General features: G+C 64.0%; 17 protein-coding genes and 1 tRNA gene. 17 read left to right on the top strand and 1 reads right to left on the bottom strand.

Annotation, left to right across the window (positions count from 1 at the left end; translation table 11 throughout):
* Window positions 1-141: 141 nt before the first annotated feature.
* Window positions 142-654, bottom strand: a complete 513-nt coding sequence (locus tag ACPTTF_RS12360) for a hypothetical protein (RefSeq protein ID WP_122945904.1) — start codon at window positions 652-654, stop codon at window positions 142-144.
* 169 nt (window positions 655-823) lie between these two features.
* On the opposite strand from ACPTTF_RS12360, the gene ACPTTF_RS12355 reads away from it, so the two are divergent.
* The 17 genes from ACPTTF_RS12355 to ACPTTF_RS12275 all read left to right on the top strand — a co-directional run bounded on the left by ACPTTF_RS12355 (window position 824) and on the right by ACPTTF_RS12275 (window position 17,265).
* The gene (locus tag ACPTTF_RS12355; RefSeq protein ID WP_423371322.1) at window positions 824-2,083 is read left to right on the top strand and encodes a branched-chain amino acid ABC transporter substrate-binding protein; all 1,260 of its coding nucleotides are present in this window, start codon (window positions 824-826) and stop codon (window positions 2,081-2,083) included.
* A 107-nt stretch (window positions 2,084-2,190) separates the two neighbouring features.
* Window positions 2,191-2,460 (top strand): 30S ribosomal protein S15, encoded by a 270-nt coding sequence (rpsO, locus tag ACPTTF_RS12350; RefSeq protein WP_043188860.1) that lies wholly within the window; start codon window positions 2,191-2,193, stop codon window positions 2,458-2,460.
* A gap of 290 nt (window positions 2,461-2,750) precedes the next feature.
* Window positions 2,751-4,898, top strand: a complete 2,148-nt coding sequence (gene pnp, locus ACPTTF_RS12345) for a polyribonucleotide nucleotidyltransferase (protein WP_423371321.1) — start codon at window positions 2,751-2,753, stop codon at window positions 4,896-4,898.
* Between the two features lie 152 nt (window positions 4,899-5,050).
* Window positions 5,051-6,070 (top strand): NAD(P)H-quinone oxidoreductase, encoded by a 1,020-nt coding sequence (locus tag ACPTTF_RS12340; RefSeq protein WP_423371320.1) that lies wholly within the window; start codon window positions 5,051-5,053, stop codon window positions 6,068-6,070.
* A 141-nt stretch (window positions 6,071-6,211) separates the two neighbouring features.
* Window positions 6,212-6,967 carry a triose-phosphate isomerase gene (gene tpiA, locus ACPTTF_RS12335; protein WP_423371319.1) on the top strand — a complete coding sequence of 252 codons (756 nt, stop codon included), beginning with the start codon at window positions 6,212-6,214 and terminating at the stop codon, window positions 6,965-6,967.
* Window positions 6,968-7,039: 72 nt separating this feature from the next.
* Window positions 7,040-7,417 carry a preprotein translocase subunit SecG gene (gene secG / locus ACPTTF_RS12330; RefSeq protein WP_166960657.1) on the top strand — a complete coding sequence of 126 codons (378 nt, stop codon included), beginning with the start codon at window positions 7,040-7,042 and terminating at the stop codon, window positions 7,415-7,417.
* Window positions 7,418-7,529: 112 nt separating this feature from the next.
* Window positions 7,530-7,614 (top strand) — tRNA-Leu (locus ACPTTF_RS12325).
* 154 nt (window positions 7,615-7,768) lie between these two features.
* Complete coding sequence (locus ACPTTF_RS12320) at window positions 7,769-8,128, top strand: NADH-quinone oxidoreductase subunit A (protein WP_006398798.1); 360 nt, start codon at window positions 7,769-7,771, stop codon at window positions 8,126-8,128.
* 62 nt (window positions 8,129-8,190) lie between these two features.
* The gene (locus ACPTTF_RS12315; RefSeq protein ID WP_006398799.1) at window positions 8,191-8,670 is read left to right on the top strand and encodes a NuoB/complex I 20 kDa subunit family protein; all 480 of its coding nucleotides are present in this window, start codon (window positions 8,191-8,193) and stop codon (window positions 8,668-8,670) included.
* Between the two features lie 21 nt (window positions 8,671-8,691).
* On the top strand, window positions 8,692-9,294 hold the full coding sequence (locus ACPTTF_RS12310; protein WP_043188849.1) for an NADH-quinone oxidoreductase subunit C: 603 nt from the start codon (window positions 8,692-8,694) through the stop codon (window positions 9,292-9,294).
* Window positions 9,295-9,303: 9 nt separating this feature from the next.
* A complete protein-coding gene (locus tag ACPTTF_RS12305; RefSeq protein ID WP_043188847.1) occupies window positions 9,304-10,557 on the top strand; it encodes an NADH-quinone oxidoreductase subunit D in 1,254 nt (417 codons plus the stop codon).
* Window positions 10,558-10,729: 172 nt separating this feature from the next.
* Window positions 10,730-11,215 carry an NADH-quinone oxidoreductase subunit NuoE gene (gene nuoE / locus ACPTTF_RS12300; RefSeq protein ID WP_006750460.1) on the top strand — a complete coding sequence of 162 codons (486 nt, stop codon included), beginning with the start codon at window positions 10,730-10,732 and terminating at the stop codon, window positions 11,213-11,215.
* The gene (nuoF, locus tag ACPTTF_RS12295) at window positions 11,212-12,522 is read left to right on the top strand and encodes an NADH-quinone oxidoreductase subunit NuoF (protein ID WP_176050374.1); all 1,311 of its coding nucleotides are present in this window, start codon (window positions 11,212-11,214) and stop codon (window positions 12,520-12,522) included. Before nuoE ends, nuoF begins: the two co-directional genes overlap by 4 nt.
* Before the next feature lie 82 nt (window positions 12,523-12,604).
* Window positions 12,605-14,935: an NADH-quinone oxidoreductase subunit NuoG gene (gene nuoG / locus ACPTTF_RS12290; RefSeq protein ID WP_423371318.1), complete on the top strand. Its 2,331-nt coding sequence runs from the start codon at window positions 12,605-12,607 to the stop codon at window positions 14,933-14,935.
* Window positions 14,936-16,003, top strand: coding sequence for an NADH-quinone oxidoreductase subunit NuoH (gene nuoH / locus ACPTTF_RS12285; protein ID WP_166960648.1), 1,068 nt, complete (start codon window positions 14,936-14,938; stop codon window positions 16,001-16,003).
* A gap of 10 nt (window positions 16,004-16,013) precedes the next feature.
* Complete coding sequence (nuoI, locus tag ACPTTF_RS12280) at window positions 16,014-16,502, top strand: NADH-quinone oxidoreductase subunit NuoI (protein WP_014896508.1); 489 nt, start codon at window positions 16,014-16,016, stop codon at window positions 16,500-16,502.
* A 112-nt stretch (window positions 16,503-16,614) separates the two neighbouring features.
* Entirely contained in the window at window positions 16,615-17,265 is a 651-nt protein-coding gene (locus ACPTTF_RS12275; protein WP_166960645.1) for an NADH-quinone oxidoreductase subunit J, read from the top strand.
* Window positions 17,266-17,276 lie beyond the last annotated feature (11 nt).

Here is a 17,276-nt window from a genome sequence, read left to right as displayed (position 1 = left end):
ATTGCCACCGGAATGTCATCGATCGGAAAAGATTTCCGTCGCATTTGCCGAATTAATAGGAAGACGGAAAAAATGAAATGGCCATTCACGCGGTGATTCGTGAATGGCCATTGTGAAAATTGCGCGTAAATGCGTAATCGGTCAGAACAGGTTGCGGCGATCGGGATCGTGCAGCGGGTCGGGCGTTTTTTGCGTGATGCGCAGAATGCCCTGCGGATCGAAGTAGAAGCTGTACATCATGTACCAGACGTTGTCCTCGAGATACCGGTAGGTCCACACCTCGCGCTTCATCAGCGGGAAGTAGGACGTCTCGACGGGGCGTCCGAAGTTGACGAGGACATCGGTCTTCGTCCATTTGCCGATCTCCGCGCGATAGAACTCGCTCGGTTGCAGGACCTGACGCACGTTGACGATCTTGTGGGCCGCGTCGACGTCGGCCGCGACGGTGATCTCGCCCATCGGCTGGGTCGGCCACATCAGGCGCTTGCCGCCGCCGGGCAGGTCGTAGATCTCGCGCGGCGGTCCCATGCGTGCGACGATCGCCGACTCGTCCTGGCCGGCCTGGTATTGCTGCCACGGTTGCGCGCAACCGGCCAGCAGCGCGGCGGCGCCGGCAAGCAGCACCGGCAGGCGCGCGGAAATGCGAATGCGCATGGGGATTCTCCAGAACACGGAAACAATTCCCGTTTTATCACGGACGGAGGGCGGCCGCGCATCGCTCGAAATAAATCGGTGCGGATCGCCGGCGCGGTTGCGCTTGCGGGCGGCAGGGGCGCCGGCCTATGATCCGCGCTTCTCGGGCAGATTGAAGGGCAGGTGGCCGATGCAGGGGTGGAAGCGATGCGCGCTCGTGTTGAGCGCGGGGTGGATGCTGGCGTCGTCGGCATTTGCCGGCGGCGAGCCGGTGCGGGTCGCGCTGATCGAAGGGATGTCTGGCCCGTTCGCGAATGCGGGCGCGGCGGTCGAGCGCAACCTGCGCTTCGGCGTCGAGCAGGTCAACGCCGCGGGCGGCGTGAAGCTGCGCGACGGCGCGCATCCGCTCGAACTCGTCGTGCTCGACAGCAAGGGCAGCCCGGAGGAGGCGCTCGTGCAGTTGCGCGCGGCCGCCGACAGGCATATCGGCTTCGTCGCGCAGGGCAACAGCTCGGCCGTGGCGGCCGCGCTCGTCGCGGCGCTCGACAAGCTGAATGCGCGCGATCCGGACAACCGGATGCTGTTCCTCAACTATTCGGCCGATGATCCGGCGCTGACCGGCGCGCGCTGCAGTTTCTGGCATTTCCGCTTCGATGCGCATGCGGGTATGCGGATGGCCGCGCTCGCGGACGTGATGGCGCGCGACCGCGCACTGCGCAAGGTCTACCTCCTGAACCAGGACTACAGCTTCGGCCACGACGTCAGTACGCTCGCACGGCAGGCGCTGGCCGCGCGGCGCCCGGACGTGACGATCGCCGGTGATGAATTCCACCCGATCGGCCGGATCAAGGATTTCTCGCCGTACATCGCGAAGATTCGCGCGAGCGGCGCCGACGCCGTCGTGACCGGCAACTGGGGCAACGACCTCACGCTGCTCGTGAAGGCGGCGCGCGAGCAGGGGCTGAATGCGAAGTTCTATACGTTCTATGGCAACAGCCTCGGCGCGCCGGCCGCACTTGGCGACGCCGGCGTGGGGCGGGTCGTGGCCGTGGCGGACTGGCACCCGAACGCGGGCGGCGTGAAATCCGATGCGTTCTACCGCGCGTTCCGGAACCGTTTTCCAGCTGCCCAGGACGACTATCCGGTGCGGCGGATGAGCCTGATGATCGAGATGCTGGCCGCCGCGATGAACCGCGCGGGTTCGGCCGACCCCGTCGCGGTCGCACGGGCGCTCGAAGGCCTGTCGTTCGACGACGGCTTCCATGCGTCGCGAATGCGCGCGCAGGATCATCAGTTGATCCAGCCCCTTTACGTGATGGAGATGGACAAGGCCGGCACGCCGGGCGTGCGCTTCGACAACGAGGGGTCGGGATACGGCTTCCGGACGGTGCTGGCGGTGCCGGCGCAGCGCACGGAGATGCCGTCGACATGCTCGATGACGCGCCCGTGACAGGGGGCGGTAAGAAAGGCGTGGAGTTGTGCTACAATGCCCGCCGGTTGTAAGTCACGGCACGGCCATTCTTCCGTGTCCGCCTGTTCAGTTAGAAAGGAAATCACATGTCTGTTGCAGATATCAAGAAGTCGGAAGTCGTTGCTCAGTTCGCCCGTGCTACCAACGACACGGGGTCGCCCGAAGTTCAGGTCGCACTGCTGACCGCACGTATCGTCGAACTGACGGGTCACTTCAAGACCCATGCGAAGGATCACCACAGCCGCCGCGGTCTGCTGCGCATGGTGAGCCGCCGCCGCAAGCTGCTCGACTACCTCAAGGGCAAGGATGCCGACCGTTACCGCGCGCTGATCGAGAAGCTGGGTCTGCGTAAGTAATCGAGGCGATTGCCGCCAGCAAGATGCCTGTGTCAGTCCGCTGATACAGGCATTTTGTTTTTGCGCGATGCGTAGCGTCACGCGCATCGCAGGCTGTCCGGCACGTTAGTGCGGGGCTGCCGCAACGACTGATACCGGGGCAGGATTTGTGTCATTCCAGCGCGTCGCTGTACGAGCGCCGCGCTGGAATGGCATAAAAAACACACCTTGCTCCGGGTGATTCGGTCGGGACGCCGCCGTGCCGGATGGCCGGCGCGGCGAATGAAATGCATGAATTCAAAGGAGCAACCATGTCCATGTTCAACAAGGTCGTGAAGGAATTCCAGTGGGGCCAGCACAAGGTGCGCCTCGAAACCGGTGAAGTCGCTCGCCAGGCGAGCGGTGCGGTGATCGTCGACGTCGAAGACACCGTCGTGCTGGCAACCGTCGTCGGCGCGAAGACGGCGAAGCCGGGCCAGGACTTCTTCCCGCTGACCGTCGATTACCTCGAAAAGACCTACTCGGCCGGCAAGATCCCGGGCGGTTTCTTCCGCCGCGAAGGCCGTCCGTCGGAGCATGAGACGCTGACGTCGCGCCTGATCGACCGTCCGCTGCGCCCGCTGTTCCCGGAAGGCTTCTACAACGAAGTCCAGGTCGTGATCCACGTGCTGTCCGTGAACCCGGAAATCCCGGCGGACATCCCCGCGCTGATCGGCGCATCGGCTGCGCTCGCCGTGTCGGGCCTGCCGTTCAACGGCCCGGTCGGTGCCGCGCGCGTCGCGTACATCGACAACGCCTACGTGCTGAACCCGACGCGTGACCAGATCAAGGCATCGAGCCTCGATCTCGTCGTGGCGGGTACGGAACGCGCGGTGCTGATGGTCGAATCGGAAGCCGACCAGCTGTCGGAAGAAGTGATGCTGGGCGCGGTGGTGTTCGGCCACGAGCAGATGCAAGTCGCGATCGACGCGATCCACGAACTGGTGCGCGAAGGCGGCAAGCCCGAGTGGGACTGGCAGCCGACGCCGAAGAACGAGGCGCTGATCGCACGCGTGACCGAACTGGCACAGAACGACCTGCTCGCCGCTTACCAGCTCCGTGACAAGCAGGCTCGCTCGACGAAGCTGAAGGAAGTCTACTCGGCGACCTCGGCGAAGCTCGAGGAAGACGCGCAGGCAGCCGGTACGGCAGCGGCCGACAAGGCCACCGTCGGCAACGTGCTGTTCGACATCGAGGCGAAGATCGTCCGTTCGCAGATCCTGAACGGCGAGCCGCGCATCGACGGCCGCGACACGCGCACCGTGCGCCCGATCGAGATCCGCACCGGCGTGCTGCCGCGTACCCACGGCTCGGCGCTGTTCACGCGCGGCGAAACGCAGGCGCTGGTCGTCGCGACGCTCGGCACGAAGGGTGACGAGCAGATCATCGACGCGCTCGAAGGCGAGTACCGCGAGCGCTTCATGCTCCACTACAACATGCCCCCGTTCGCGACCGGCGAAACGGGCCGCGTCGGCTCGCCGAAGCGCCGCGAAATCGGCCACGGCCGCCTCGCGAAGCGCGCGCTGGTCAAGTGCCTGCCGAGCGCTGACGAATTCGGCTACTCGATCCGCGTCGTGTCGGAAATCACCGAATCGAACGGTTCGTCGTCGATGGCGTCGGTGTGCGGCGGCTGCCTCGCGCTGATGGATGCCGGCGTGCCGATGAAGGCGCACGTCGCGGGCATCGCGATGGGCCTGATCCTCGAAGGCAACAAGTTCGCGGTGCTGACCGACATCCTCGGCGACGAAGATCACCTCGGCGACATGGACTTCAAGGTGGCCGGCACGGAGCAAGGCGTGACGGCGCTGCAGATGGACATCAAGATCCAGGGCATCACGAAGGAAATCATGCAGGTCGCGCTCGCGCAGGCGAAGGAAGGCCGCATGCACATCCTCGGCAAGATGACATCGGCAGTCTCGGGTGCGAACACGCAACTGTCGGAATTCGCGCCGCGCATGATCACGATCAAGATCAACCCGGAAAAGATCCGCGACGTGATCGGCAAGGGCGGTTCGGTGATCCGTGCGCTGACGGAAGAAACTGGCACGACCATCGACATCTCGGACGACGGCGTCGTGACGATCGCGAGCACGAACAGCGACGGCATGGCCGAAGCGAAGAAGCGCATCGAGAACATCACGGCAGAGATCGAAGTCGGCCAGGTGTACGAAGGCACGGTTCTGAAGCTGCTGGATTTCGGCGCGATCGTGAACCTGCTGCCGGGCAAGGATGGCCTGCTGCACATCTCGGAAATCGTCAACGAGCGTGTGAAGGACATCAACGACTACCTGAAGGAAGGCCAGCAAGTGAAGGTCAAGGTCATCCAGACGGACGAAAAGGGTCGCGTGCGTCTGTCGGCGAAGGCGCTGCTGAATGAAGCAGCGGCGGCGTCGCAGTCGGATACGCCGCCGCAGCAGTAAGCGGGCAGGCGGACCAACGGCCGGCAGTGCGAAAGCGTGCCGGCCGTTTTTTCTGTAGCATCGTTGTGCGGCGCAGCAGCGCCGGCAAGGCGCCCGTGCCGCGTGCGGGCGCACCATCCGATTCCGATCCTGATCCCGGAGCGACCCTCACCATGAAAGCCATCGAAATCACCGAATTCGGCGCCCCCGACGTGCTGAAGCTCGCGGAGCGTCCGCGCCCCGAACCGAAGCGCGGCGAAGTGCTGATCAAGGTGGCGGCTTCCGGCGTGAACCGGCCCGACGTGTTCCAGCGCAAGGGGGCTTATGCGCCGCCGCCGGGTGCGTCGGATCTGCCGGGCCTCGAGGTCGCAGGTGAGATCGTCGGCGGCGACCTGTCCGACGCCGCGCTGAACCCGTTCGGCCTGAAACTGGGCGATCGAGTGTGCGCGCTGCTCGCGGGCGGTGGTTATGCCGAGTACGCGGTGGCGCCGCTGCCGCAGTGCCTGCCGGTGCCTGACGGGCTCACCGATATCGAGGCCGCGTCGCTGCCCGAAACGTTTTTCACCGTGTGGAGCAACGTGTTCGACCGTGCGCAGCTCGGCGCGGGCGAGGGCGGCGAGCACGAGACGTTGCTCGTGCAGGGCGGCTCGAGCGGCATCGGCGTGACGGCGATCCAGATCGCGCATGCGCTCGGCTTTCGCGTGTTCGCGACGGCCGGCACTGCCGACAAGTGCCGCGCGTGCGAGGCGCTCGGCGCCGAACGCGCGATCAACTACAAGACGGAAGACTTCGTCGAGGTCGTGAAGTCGCTGACGCACGATCGCGGCGTCGACGTGATCCTCGACATGGTGGCGGGCTCGTACGTGCCGCGCGAACTGTCCGCGCTCGCGGATGGCGGCCGTCTCGTGCTGATTGCGCTGCTCGGCGGCGCGAAGGCCGACGTCAACCTGGGCGAGATCCTGCGTCGCCGGCTGACGATCACGGGTTCGACGCTGCGCCCGCGTCCGGTCGAGTTCAAGGCGCAGATCGCCGCGCAACTGAAGGCGCGCGTGTGGCCGCTGATTGCCGATGGCCGCATCAAGCCGGTGATCTATCGCGTATTGCCGGCTGCGGAAGCCGCGCAGGCGCACGCGCTGATGGAAAGCAGCGAGCACACCGGCAAGATCGTGCTCGATTGGGGTACGAACGCCTGACGGCCCGTGCGGCCGGGCTTGACATGCGCGGTTTGACCGGTTCAAGTCGCGCGCAGTAAAATCGCCGGTTTGCTTCGCCAGATCAAACCTGACGGCCGGTTTCCGGCGCGTTAATGACCAAGCGGTGACGAGACAGACACGATGTCGAAACAGAGAACTAAGCGTGTGATCGGCAACTGGAAGATGCACGGCCGGCTGGCCGGCAACCAGGTGTTGCTGAACGAAGTGGTGCAGGGCGTGGGCGCGGTAGCTGCCGAAACGTCGGTCGGTGTGTGCGTGCCGTTCCCGTATCTCGCGCAGGTTCAGGCGCAGCTCGACGGCGGCCGTGTCGCCTGCGGTGCGCAAGACGTATCGGCGCACGAGCAGGGTGCGTTCACCGGCGAAGTGGCGGCGGCGATGATCGCGGAGTTCGGTGCACGCTATGCGATCGTCGGTCACTCGGAGCGCCGCGCGTATCACGGCGAAAGCAACGAGACGGTCGCGGCGAAGACGCAGCGCGCGCTCGCGGCGGGGCTCACGCCGGTCGTGTGCGTCGGTGAGACGCTCGGCGAGCGCGAGTCGGGTGCGACCGAGCAGGTGGTCGGTGCGCAGCTCGACGCAGTGCTGGCCGTGCTGACGGCCGACGAGGCTGTGCGCATCGTCGTCGCGTACGAACCGGTCTGGGCGATCGGTACGGGCAAGAGCGCGACGTCGGCGCAGGCACAGGACGTGCACGCGTTCCTGCGTGCGCGTCTCGCGGCAAAGGGCGCGGCGGACGTGTCCGTGCTGTACGGCGGCAGCGTGAAGCCGGACAACGCGGAAGAGCTGTTTGCGCAGCCGGATATCGACGGTGGCCTGATCGGCGGCGCGTCGCTGAAGGCAGAGGATTTCCTGGCGATCTGCCGGGCCGCGCGCTGAGCGGTCTGCGATCGAATTGAACCATGACGGCGGCCGGTCGTTCCGGTCGCCCGATCCATTCGGGTGGGTGTGATGCTGTTATTCAAGACGCTGATTATTGTGGTGCAGGTGCTGTCTGCACTCGGTGTGATTGGTCTCGTGCTGCTGCAGCACGGCAAGGGTGCCGACATGGGCGCTGCATTCGGCAGCGGCGCGTCGGGCAGCCTGTTCGGTGCAACGGGCTCGGCGAACTTCCTGTCGCGTACGACGGGCATTCTCGCGACGATCTTCTTCATCGCGACGCTCGCGCTGACGTACCTCGGTTCGTACAAGTCGACGCCGTCGGCAGGCGTGCTGGGTGGGGTTGCGACCGCACCGGCATCGGCGCCTGCAGCGTCGGTACCGGCCGTCGCGGCATCCGCTGCCGCAGGTTCGGCCGCGAGCGCGCCGGGCCAGGACGTCCCGAAATAAAAAGTTAAATTTTTTGCGTTTGTGCGTTGAACAATTCTGGAAGTCGGGTTAGAATTTAATTCTTGAAGCGATTCGCGGGAAACAAGTAGTTACAACCCCGGTTGCATGCAGTGCCGACGTGGTGAAATTGGTAGACACGCTATCTTGAGGGGGTAGTGGCGAAAGCTGTGCGAGTTCGAGTCTCGCCGTCGGCACCAAAGTTACTCAATGCCAGCCGCTTCTAGTGGCTGGCATTTTTCATTTCTGGGGTGTGCTTGCGGTTGTCTTGCGATCGCCTGCACTCCGAAATGATTCCTTCCGCCGGATAGTGGTATTCTCCGGACGCTCAGAACCAACCGATAGAGGATTGCCTTGAACCTCGCAGCCTATTACCCCGTCTTGTTGTTCCTCCTCGTGGGCACTGGTTTAGGTATAGCGCTGGTCAGCATCGGCAAGCTCCTTGGTCCCAACAAGCCGGACGTCGAGAAGAACGCACCGTACGAGTGCGGCTTCGAAGCCTTTGAAGACGCCCGGATGAAATTCGACGTCCGGTATTACCTCGTCGCCATCCTGTTCATCATCTTCGATCTCGAAACCGCATTCCTGTTCCCGTGGGGCGTCGCGCTCCGGGATATCGGCTGGCCGGGTTTCATCGCAATGATGATTTTTCTGCTCGAATTCCTGCTGGGCTTTGCCTATATCTGGAAGAAAGGCGGCCTCGATTGGGAGTGATGGGTTAATCGCCGGTTTGCATGAGCGGCCACGCTCGGTCGCTCGTCTGGAGTGGAAAGCAAATGAGTATCGAAGGGGTCTTGAAGGAAGGGTTTGTCACCACGACGGCTGACAAGCTGATCAACTGGACGCGTACCGGCTCGCTGTGGCCGATGACGTTCGGGCTCGCGTGTTGCGCCGTCGAAATGATGCATGCGGGTGCGGCCCGTTACGACCTGGACCGGTTCGGCGTCGTGTTCCGCCCGAGCCCGCGTCAGTCGGACGTGATGATCGTCGCTGGCACGCTCTGCAACAAGATGGCGCCCGCGCTGCGCCGCGTGTACGACCAGATGGCCGAGCCGCGCTGGGTGATCTCGATGGGGTCGTGCGCGAACGGTGGTGGCTACTATCACTACTCGTACTCGGTGGTCCGCGGCTGCGACCGGATCGTGCCCGTCGACGTCTACGTGCCGGGCTGTCCGCCCACGGCCGAGGCGCTGGTCTACGGCGTGATCCAGCTTCAGGCGAAGATCCGCCGCACCAATACCATCGCCCGTCAATAAAGCCCCGAGCGTCCCCTCAATATGGCAAGCAAAATCGAGACCCTCAAGGCAAACCTCGAAGCCGCGCTCGGCGCGCGCGTGGTGAGCCTCACCGAAGCGATCGGTGAACTGACGCTCGTCGTGAAGGCGAGCGATTACCTCGAAGTCGCAAAGATGCTGCGCGACGATCCGAAGCTCCGTTTCGAGCAACTGATCGACCTCTGCGGCGTCGACTACCAGACCTTCGGCGACGGCGCCTACGACGGCCCGCGTTTCGCGGCCGTGTCGCACCTGCTGTCGGTCACGAACAACTGGCGTCTGCGCCTGCGCGCATTCGCACCGGACGACGACCTGCCGATCGTGGCATCGCTGGTCGACATCTGGACCTCCGCGAACTGGTACGAGCGTGAAGCGTTCGACCTGTACGGCATCGTGTTCGAAGGCCACCCCGACCTGCGCCGCATCCTCACCGACTACGGCTTCATCGGTCACCCGTTCCGCAAGGACTTCCCGGTGTCGGGCTATGTCGAAATGCGTTACGACCCGGAAGAGAAGCGGGTCGTGTACCAGCCGGTGACGATCGAGCCGCGCGAAATCACGCCGCGCGTGATCCGCGAGGATCGCTATGGCGGTCTGAAACATTAAGGGGGCGTCATGGCAGAAATCAAGAACTACACGCTCAACTTCGGCCCGCAGCACCCGGCAGCGCACGGCGTGCTGCGCCTCGTGCTCGAGCTTGACGGCGAAGTCATCCAGCGTGCCGATCCGCACATCGGCCTGCTGCACCGCGCGACGGAAAAGCTCGCGGAATCCAAAACTTTCATCCAGTCCGTGCCGTACATGGACCGTCTCGACTACGTGTCGATGATGGTCAACGAGCACGGCTACGTGCTCGCGATCGAAAAGCTGCTCGGCATCGAAGTGCCGGAGCGCGCGCAGTACATCCGCGTGTTGTTCGACGAGATCACGCGCGTGCTGAACCACCTGATGTGGATCGGCGCGCACGCACTCGACGTTGGCGCGATGGCCGTGTTCCTGTACGCCTTCCGCGAACGCGAAGACCTGATGGACGTGTACGAAGCGGTGTCCGGCGCCCGGATGCACGCGGCGTACTACCGTCCGGGCGGCGTCTACCGCGACCTGCCTGACGCAATGCCGCAATACAAGGCGTCGAAGATTCGCAACGAGAAGGCGCTCGCGAAGATGAACGAAGCGCGCAGCGGCTCGGTGCTCGACTTCATCGACGACTTCTTCACGCGCTTTCCGAAGTGCGTCGACGAGTACGAAACGCTGCTTACCGATAACCGGATCTGGAAGCAGCGTCTGGTCGGGATCGGCGTGGTCAGCCCGGAACGTGCGCTGCAGATGGGCCTGACGGGCCCGATGCTGCGCGGCTCGGGTATCGCGTGGGATCTGCGCAAGAAGCAGCCGTACGAAGTGTACGATCGCATGGATTTCGACGTGCCGGTCGGCGTGAACGGCGATTGCTACGACCGCTATCTGGTGCGCGTCGAAGAAATGCGCCAGTCGATCCGCATCGCGAAACAGTGTATTGAGTGGCTCCGCAAGAATCAGGGCCCGGTGATGACGGACAATCACAAGGTTGCACCGCCGTCGCGCGTCGGCATGAAGACCAACATGGAAGACTTGATTCACCACTTCAAGCTCTTCACCGAAGGTTTCCATGTGCCGGAAGGCGAAGCGTACGCGGCGGTCGAGCATCCGAAGGGTGAATTCGGCATCTACCTCGTGTCGGACGGTGCCAACAAGCCGTATCGCCTCAAGATTCGCGCACCGGGTTTCGCTCACCTGGCGTCGCTCGACGAAATGGCGCGCGGTCACATGATCGCCGACGCCGTCACGATCATCGGTACGCAGGACATCGTGTTCGGCGAAATCGATCGCTAATGGTTGCGCCGCCCGCGCGAGCGGGCGGTGAGCAGTCAGTCACACGCGTTGCGCGCTGAACCGGCGCGGCTTCGCAAGCTGTCAACAGAGTGAGCGCCAGGTCTGCCGTCCATGCACCCCAGTGTGCGGCAGGTTGTTCGTTCGGTAGGAATTGAAAGAGTCGTGTCTGAAAATGATCTCAGCTGAAGGCCTGAAGGAAATCGATCGAGCGTTGACGAAGTATCCCGCCGATCAGAAACAGTCCGCCGTGATGTCGGCGTTGGCCGTTGCTCAGGAAGAGCACGGCTGGCTGTCGCCCGAACTGATGCAGTTCGTCGCGGACTATCTCGGCATGCCGGCCGTTGCCGTGCAGGAAGTCGCGACGTTCTACACGATGTACGAGCTCAACCCGGTCGGCAAGCACAAGATCACGCTCTGTACGAACCTGCCGTGCCAGCTTGGCCCGGACGGTGGCGCGGAAGCGACTGCCGACTACCTGAAACAGAAGCTCGGCATCGGCTTCGGCGAGACCACGCCCGACGGCAAGTTCACGCTGAAGGAAGGCGAATGCATGGGCTCGTGCGGCGATGCGCCGGTGCTGCTGGTGAACAATCACAGAATGTGCAGCTTCATGAGCCGCGAGAAGATCGACCAGCTGCTTGAGGAGCTCTCGAAATGACGTCCCTCCACGACCGTCACATCAAACCGCTGATCCTCGCTGGTCTGAACGGCGAGAACTGGCATCTCGAAGATTACGTTGCGCGCGGCGGCTACAAGCAGCTGCGCCGCATTCTCGAAGAAAAGATTCCGCCCGAGCAGGTGATCGCCGACGTGAAGGCGTCGGGCCTGCGCGGCCGTGGCGGTGCGGGCTTCCCGACCGGCCTGAAGTGGAGCTTCATGCCGCGCCAGTTCCCGGGGCAGAAGTACCTCGTCTGCAACTCGGACGAAGGCGAGCCGGGCACGTTCAAGGATCGCGACATCCTGCGCTGGAACCCGCACGCGCTGATCGAAGGCATGGCCATCGGCGCGTACGCGATGGGCATCACCGTCGGCTACAACTACATCCACGGCGAAATCTTCGAAGTGTATCGACGCTTCGAAGCCGCGCTCGATGAAGCGCGCGCGGCCGGGTTCCTCGGCGACCACATCATGGGCTCGGAATTCTCGTTCGAGCTGCACGCGCACCACGGTTACGGCGCGTACATCTGCGGCGAGGAAACGGCGCTGCTCGAGTCGCTCGAAGGCAAGAAGGGCCAGCCGCGCTTCAAGCCGCCGTTCCCGGCGAGCTTCGGCGTGTACGGCAAGCCGACCACGATCAACAACACCGAGACGTTTGCCGCGGTGCCGTTCCTGCTGTCCATCGGGCCGCAGAATTACCTCGAGATCGGCAAGCCGAACAACGGCGGTACGAAGATCTTCTCGGTATCGGGCGACGTCGAGCGTCCGGGCAACTACGAAGTGCCGCTCGGCACGCCGTTCGCGACGCTGATGGAGCTCGCCGGCGGGATGCGCGGCGGCAAGAAGATCAAGGCCGTGATTCCTGGCGGGTCGTCGGCACCGGTGATCCCGGGCGACATCATGATGCAGACGGATCTCGACTACGATTCGATCGCGAAGGCCGGCTCGATGCTCGGTTCCGGCGCGGTGATCGTGATGGACGAGACGCGTTGCATGGTGCGCTCGCTGTTGCGCCTGTCGTACTTCTATTACGAGGAATCGTGCGGCCAGTGCACGCCGTGCCGTGAAGGCACCGGCTGGCTGTATCGCGTCGTGAACCGTATCGAGCACGGCGAAGGGCGCCAGGAAGATCTGGACCTGCTGAACTCGGTGGCCGAGAACATCATGGGCCGCACGATCTGTGCACTCGGCGATGCGGCGGCGATGCCGGTACGCGGGATGCTCAAGCACTACTGGGACGAATTCGCGTACCACGTCGAGCACAAGCACTGCATGGTCGGCGGCCACGCGCACGCGGCTGCGGCCTGAAGCGAACCCGGTTGCGGAATTTGAGCGCACGGTCGGGCGAAGGCGCGAACGGGCGGAAATAGGTTAAGGACCATTCACCATCATGGTTGAACTTGAAATAGACGGCAAGAAGGTCGAGGTGCCCGAAGGCAGCATGGTGATCCAGGCTGCGCACAAGGCGGATACGTACATTCCTCACTTCTGCTATCACAAGAAACTGTCGGTTGCGGCCAACTGCCGGATGTGTCTCGTCGAAGTCGAGAAGATGCCGAAGGCCGTGCCTGCCTGCGCGACCCCCGTGTCGGCCGGCATGATCGTCCATACGCAATCCGACAAGGCCGTGAAGGCGCAGCAGTCGGTGATGGAATTCCTCCTCATCAACCACCCGCTCGACTGCCCGATCTGCGATCAGGGCGGCGAATGCCAGCTGCAGGATCTGGCGGTCGGCTACGGCAAGTCGTCGTCGCGCTACTCGGAAGAGAAGCGCGTGGTGTTCCACAAGAACGTGGGCCCGCTGATCTCGATGGAAGAAATGTCGCGCTGCATCCACTGCACGCGCTGCGTCCGCTTCGGCCAGGAAATCGCCGGCGTGATGGAGTTCGGCATGCTGGGCCGCGGCGAGCACTCGGAAATCACGACGTTCGTCGGCAAGACGGTCGATTCCGAAATGTCGGGCAACATGATCGACCTGTGCCCGGTCGGCGCGCTGACCAGCAAGCCGTTCCGCTACAGCGCCCGTACGTGGGAACTGTCGCGCCGCAAGTCGGTGAGCCCACACGATTCCGTCGGCGCGAACCTCGTCGTGCAGGTGAAGAACAACCGCGTGATGCGCGTGCTGCCGTTCGAGAACGAAGCCATCAACGAATGCTGGATCTCCGACAAGGACCGCTTCTCGTACGAAGGCCTCAACAGCGAAGAGCGCCTGACGAAGCCGATGCTGAAGCAGGGCGGCCAGTGGATCGAAACCGACTGGCAGACCGCGCTCGAATACGTCGCGAAAGGCCTGAAGGGCATCGCCGAGGATCACGGCGCGAACGCGCTGGCGATGCTCGCGAGCGCGCACAGCACCGCTGAAGAGCTGTTCCTCGTGAAGCAGCTCGCCAACGAACTGAAGACGCCGAACGTCGATTTCCGTCTGCGTCAGCAGGATTTCTCGGCGCCGGCCCAGGGCGCACCGTGGCTCGGCATGCCGATCGCCGACCTGTCGAACGTGGACGCCGCGTTCGTTGTCGGTTCGTTCCTGCGCCGCGACCACCCGCTGTTTGCCGCCCGCCTGCGTCAGGCCGCGAAGAACGGTGCGAAGCTGCACTTCCTGCACGCGACCGGTGACGATGCACTGATCCCGACCGCGCAGCGCATCGTTGCCGCGCCGTCGGCATGGCTCGACCAACTGGCCGGCATCGCCGCGGCCGTCGCGCAACTGCGCGGCGTCGCGCTGCCCGACACGTTGGCAGGCGTTGCCGCATCGCCGGCCGCGCAGGCTGTCGCCCAGTCGCTCGCGAACGGCGAACGTCGCGCGGTGCTGCTCGGCAACGTCGCAGTTCGCCATCCGGAATTCGCGAAGCTGCACGCCGTTGCGCAGTGGATCGCCGACAACACCGGCGCCACGTTCGGTTTCCTGACGGAAGCGGCGAACACGGTCGGCGCGCACGTCGTCGGCGCGCTGCCGGGCGCAGGCGGCCTGAACGCACGCGAAGCGTTCGCGCAGCCGCGCAAGGGCTACGTGCTGCTGAACGTCGAGCCGGAATTCGACACCGCTGATCCGGCACAGGCACTGGCCGCGCTGAACCAGGCAGAAATGGTCGTCGTGATGTCGCCGTTCAAGCACGGCCTCGACTACGCCGACGTGCTGCTGCCGATCGCACCGTTCACGGAAACAGCCGGTACGTACGTGAACGCAGAAGGCACCGTGCAGAGCTTCAACGGCGTCGTGCGCCCGCTCGGCGATACGCGTCCGGGCTGGAAGGTGCTGCGCGTGCTCGGCAGCCTGCTCGGCCTGCTGAACTTCGAATACGAGACGTCGGAAGAAGTGCGTCTCGCGGCGCTCGGCGACGCCGGCGTCGCGGGCCGCCTGTCGAACCAGACGTCGGTCGCACCGGTGCGCGCCGCGGCGAACGCGGCGAACGGCGGTTTCGAGCGTCTGGCCGATGTGCCGATCTATCACGCCGACGCGCTCGTGCGCCGTGCAGGTGCGCTGCACCTGACGGCTGCTGCGAAGGCGGCGAATGCTGCAGCCCTGCCGGCCGCGCTGTTCGACAAGCTGGGCTTGAAGGAAGGCGACGCGGTGCGCGTGCGCCAGGGCGAGCGTGCGGTGCAGTTGCCGGCCGTGCGCGACGCGAATCTTGCGGAGACCGTCGTTCGCGTGTCGGCGGCGACGCCTGCCGGCGCAGCGCTCGGTAGCCTGTCCGGTGAACTGGTGGTGGAGAAGGCGTAAATGAGCTTGTTCGATACGATCAACGCGGGCGGGTCCCAGCTTCTCGGCTTCGCTTGGCCGACGGTGTGGGCAATCGTGCGCATCCTCGTCGTCTCCGTCGTCATCCTGCTGTGCGTCGCGTACCTGATTCTGTGGGAACGCAAGCTGATCGGCTGGATGCACGTGCGTCTCGGCCCGAACCGCGTCGGCCCCGGCGGCCTGCTGCAGCCGATCGCCGACGTGCTGAAGCTGCTGCTGAAGGAAGTCATTCAGCCGAGCGCCGCCAGCCGCTGGCTGTACCTGATCGCGCCGGTGATGACCGTCGTGCCGGCGTTTGCCGTGTGGGCCGTGATCCCGTTCCAGGCTCAGGCCGTGCTCGCGAACATCAACGCGGGCCTGCTGTACGCGATGGCGATCTCGTCGATCGGCGTGTACGCGGTGATCCTCGCGGGCTGGGCGTCGAACTCGAAGTACGCGTTCCTCGGCGCGATGCGCGCCGCGGCGCAGATGGTCTCGTACGAAATCTCGATGGGCTTCGCGCTGGTGCTCGTGCTGATGACGGCCGGCAGCCTGAACATGTCGGAAATCGTCAACTCGCAGCAGCATGGCTTCTTCGCGGGCCACGGCGTGAACTTCCTGTCGTGGAACTGGCTGCCGCTCCTGCCCGCGTTCGTCGTCTACTTCATCTCGGGCATCGCCGAAACGAACCGTCACCCGTTCGACGTGGTGGAAGGGGAGTCGGAAATCGTTGCCGGTCACATGATCGACTACTCGGGCATGGCGTTTGCGCTGTTCTTCCTCGCCGAGTACATCAACATGATCGTGATCTCGGCGCTGGCTGCGACGCTGTTCCTCGGCGGCTGGGATGCACCGTTCGAATTCCTGTCGTTCATCCCGGGCATCTTCTGGCTGGTGCTGAAGGTCTTCGCACTGCTGTCGGTATTCATCTGGGTCCGCGCGACGTTCCCGCGCTACCGTTACGACCAGATCATGCGTCTCGGCTGGAAGGTGTTCCTGCCCGTCACGGTGATCTGGGTGGTCGTGGTCGGCTGCTGGATGATGTCGCCGCTGAACATCTGGGTGAAGTAAGGACGAAATCATGACGGCTATCCAACACTTCTTTAAGACTTTCTTCCTGACCGAGCTGCTGAAGGGGCTCGCGCTGACCGGTCGTTACACGTTCAAGCGCAAGGTCACCGTGCAGTTCCCGGAAGAGAAGACCCCGATCTCGCCGCGTTTCCGCGGGCTGCATGCACTGCGCCGCTATGAAAACGGCGAAGAGCGCTGCATCGCGTGCAAGCTGTGCGAGGCCGTGTGCCCCGCGATGGCGATCACGATCGAATCGGAAACGCGCGCGGACAACACGCGCCGCACGACGCGCTACGACATCGACCTGACGAAGTGCATCTTCTGCGGTTTCTGCGAAGAAAGCTGCCCGGTCGATTCGATCGTCGAGACTCAGATTCTCGAGTACCACGGCGAAAAGCGCGGCGACCTGTATTTCACGAAGGAAATGCTGCTCGCGGTGGGCGATCGCTACGAGAAGGACATCGCCGCGGCGAAGGCTGCCGACGCGCCGTATCGTTGATTGTGTTTGCAGTGCCGGCCCGAAGCCAGGGCCGAGCCGCCGCGACGGGTGCGGCACGCGAGAGCGTCCCGCAAGCCGCGCCTGACTATGGCCTAACGATGAACCGGTAATCATGGAATTCACGACCGTACTGTTCTACATCTTCGCGCTGCTCCTGGTGGTATCAGGGCTGAAGGTGATCACTTCGCGCAACCCGGTGGCGTCTGCGCTTTTCCTTGTGCTGGCGTTCTTCAACGCCGCCGCGATCTGGATGCTGCTGGAAGCGGAGTTCCTCGCGATCCTGCTGGTGCTGGTCTATGTGGGCGCCGTGATGGTGCTGTTCCTGTTCGTCGTGATGATGCTGGACATCAACATCGACTACCTGCGCCGCGACTTCAAGCGCTTCGTTCCGATGGCGACCGTGGTCGGCGCGATCATCGTGATCGAAACCGCGCTGATCCTGTGGCGCGGCTACGGCGACACGCAGACGGTGCACGCGATGGCGACGGGCGAGATGGCCAACTGGTCGAACACGCGACTGATCGGCAAGGTGATCTACACCGACTACATCTTCGCGTTTGAAATCGCCGGCCTCGTGCTGCTGGTCGCGATCATTGCCGCAATCGGGCTGACCGAGCGCAAGGGCAAGGACAGCAAGCGCCAGCGCGTGTCGGATCAGGTCAAGGTGCAACGCAACGACCGCGTGCGCCTCGTGAAGATGGAAGCGGAAAAGCCGCAGCCGGAAGCGGCGCAGAGCGAAGCCGGTTCGGGCACCAACGGCTAAGCGGAGGAAAA

Source organism: Burkholderia crassaminum, assembly GCF_964265005.1.
Lineage (GTDB): Bacteria > Pseudomonadota > Gammaproteobacteria > Burkholderiales > Burkholderiaceae > Burkholderia.
This window is presented reverse-complemented; position numbering and strand designations above follow the sequence as displayed.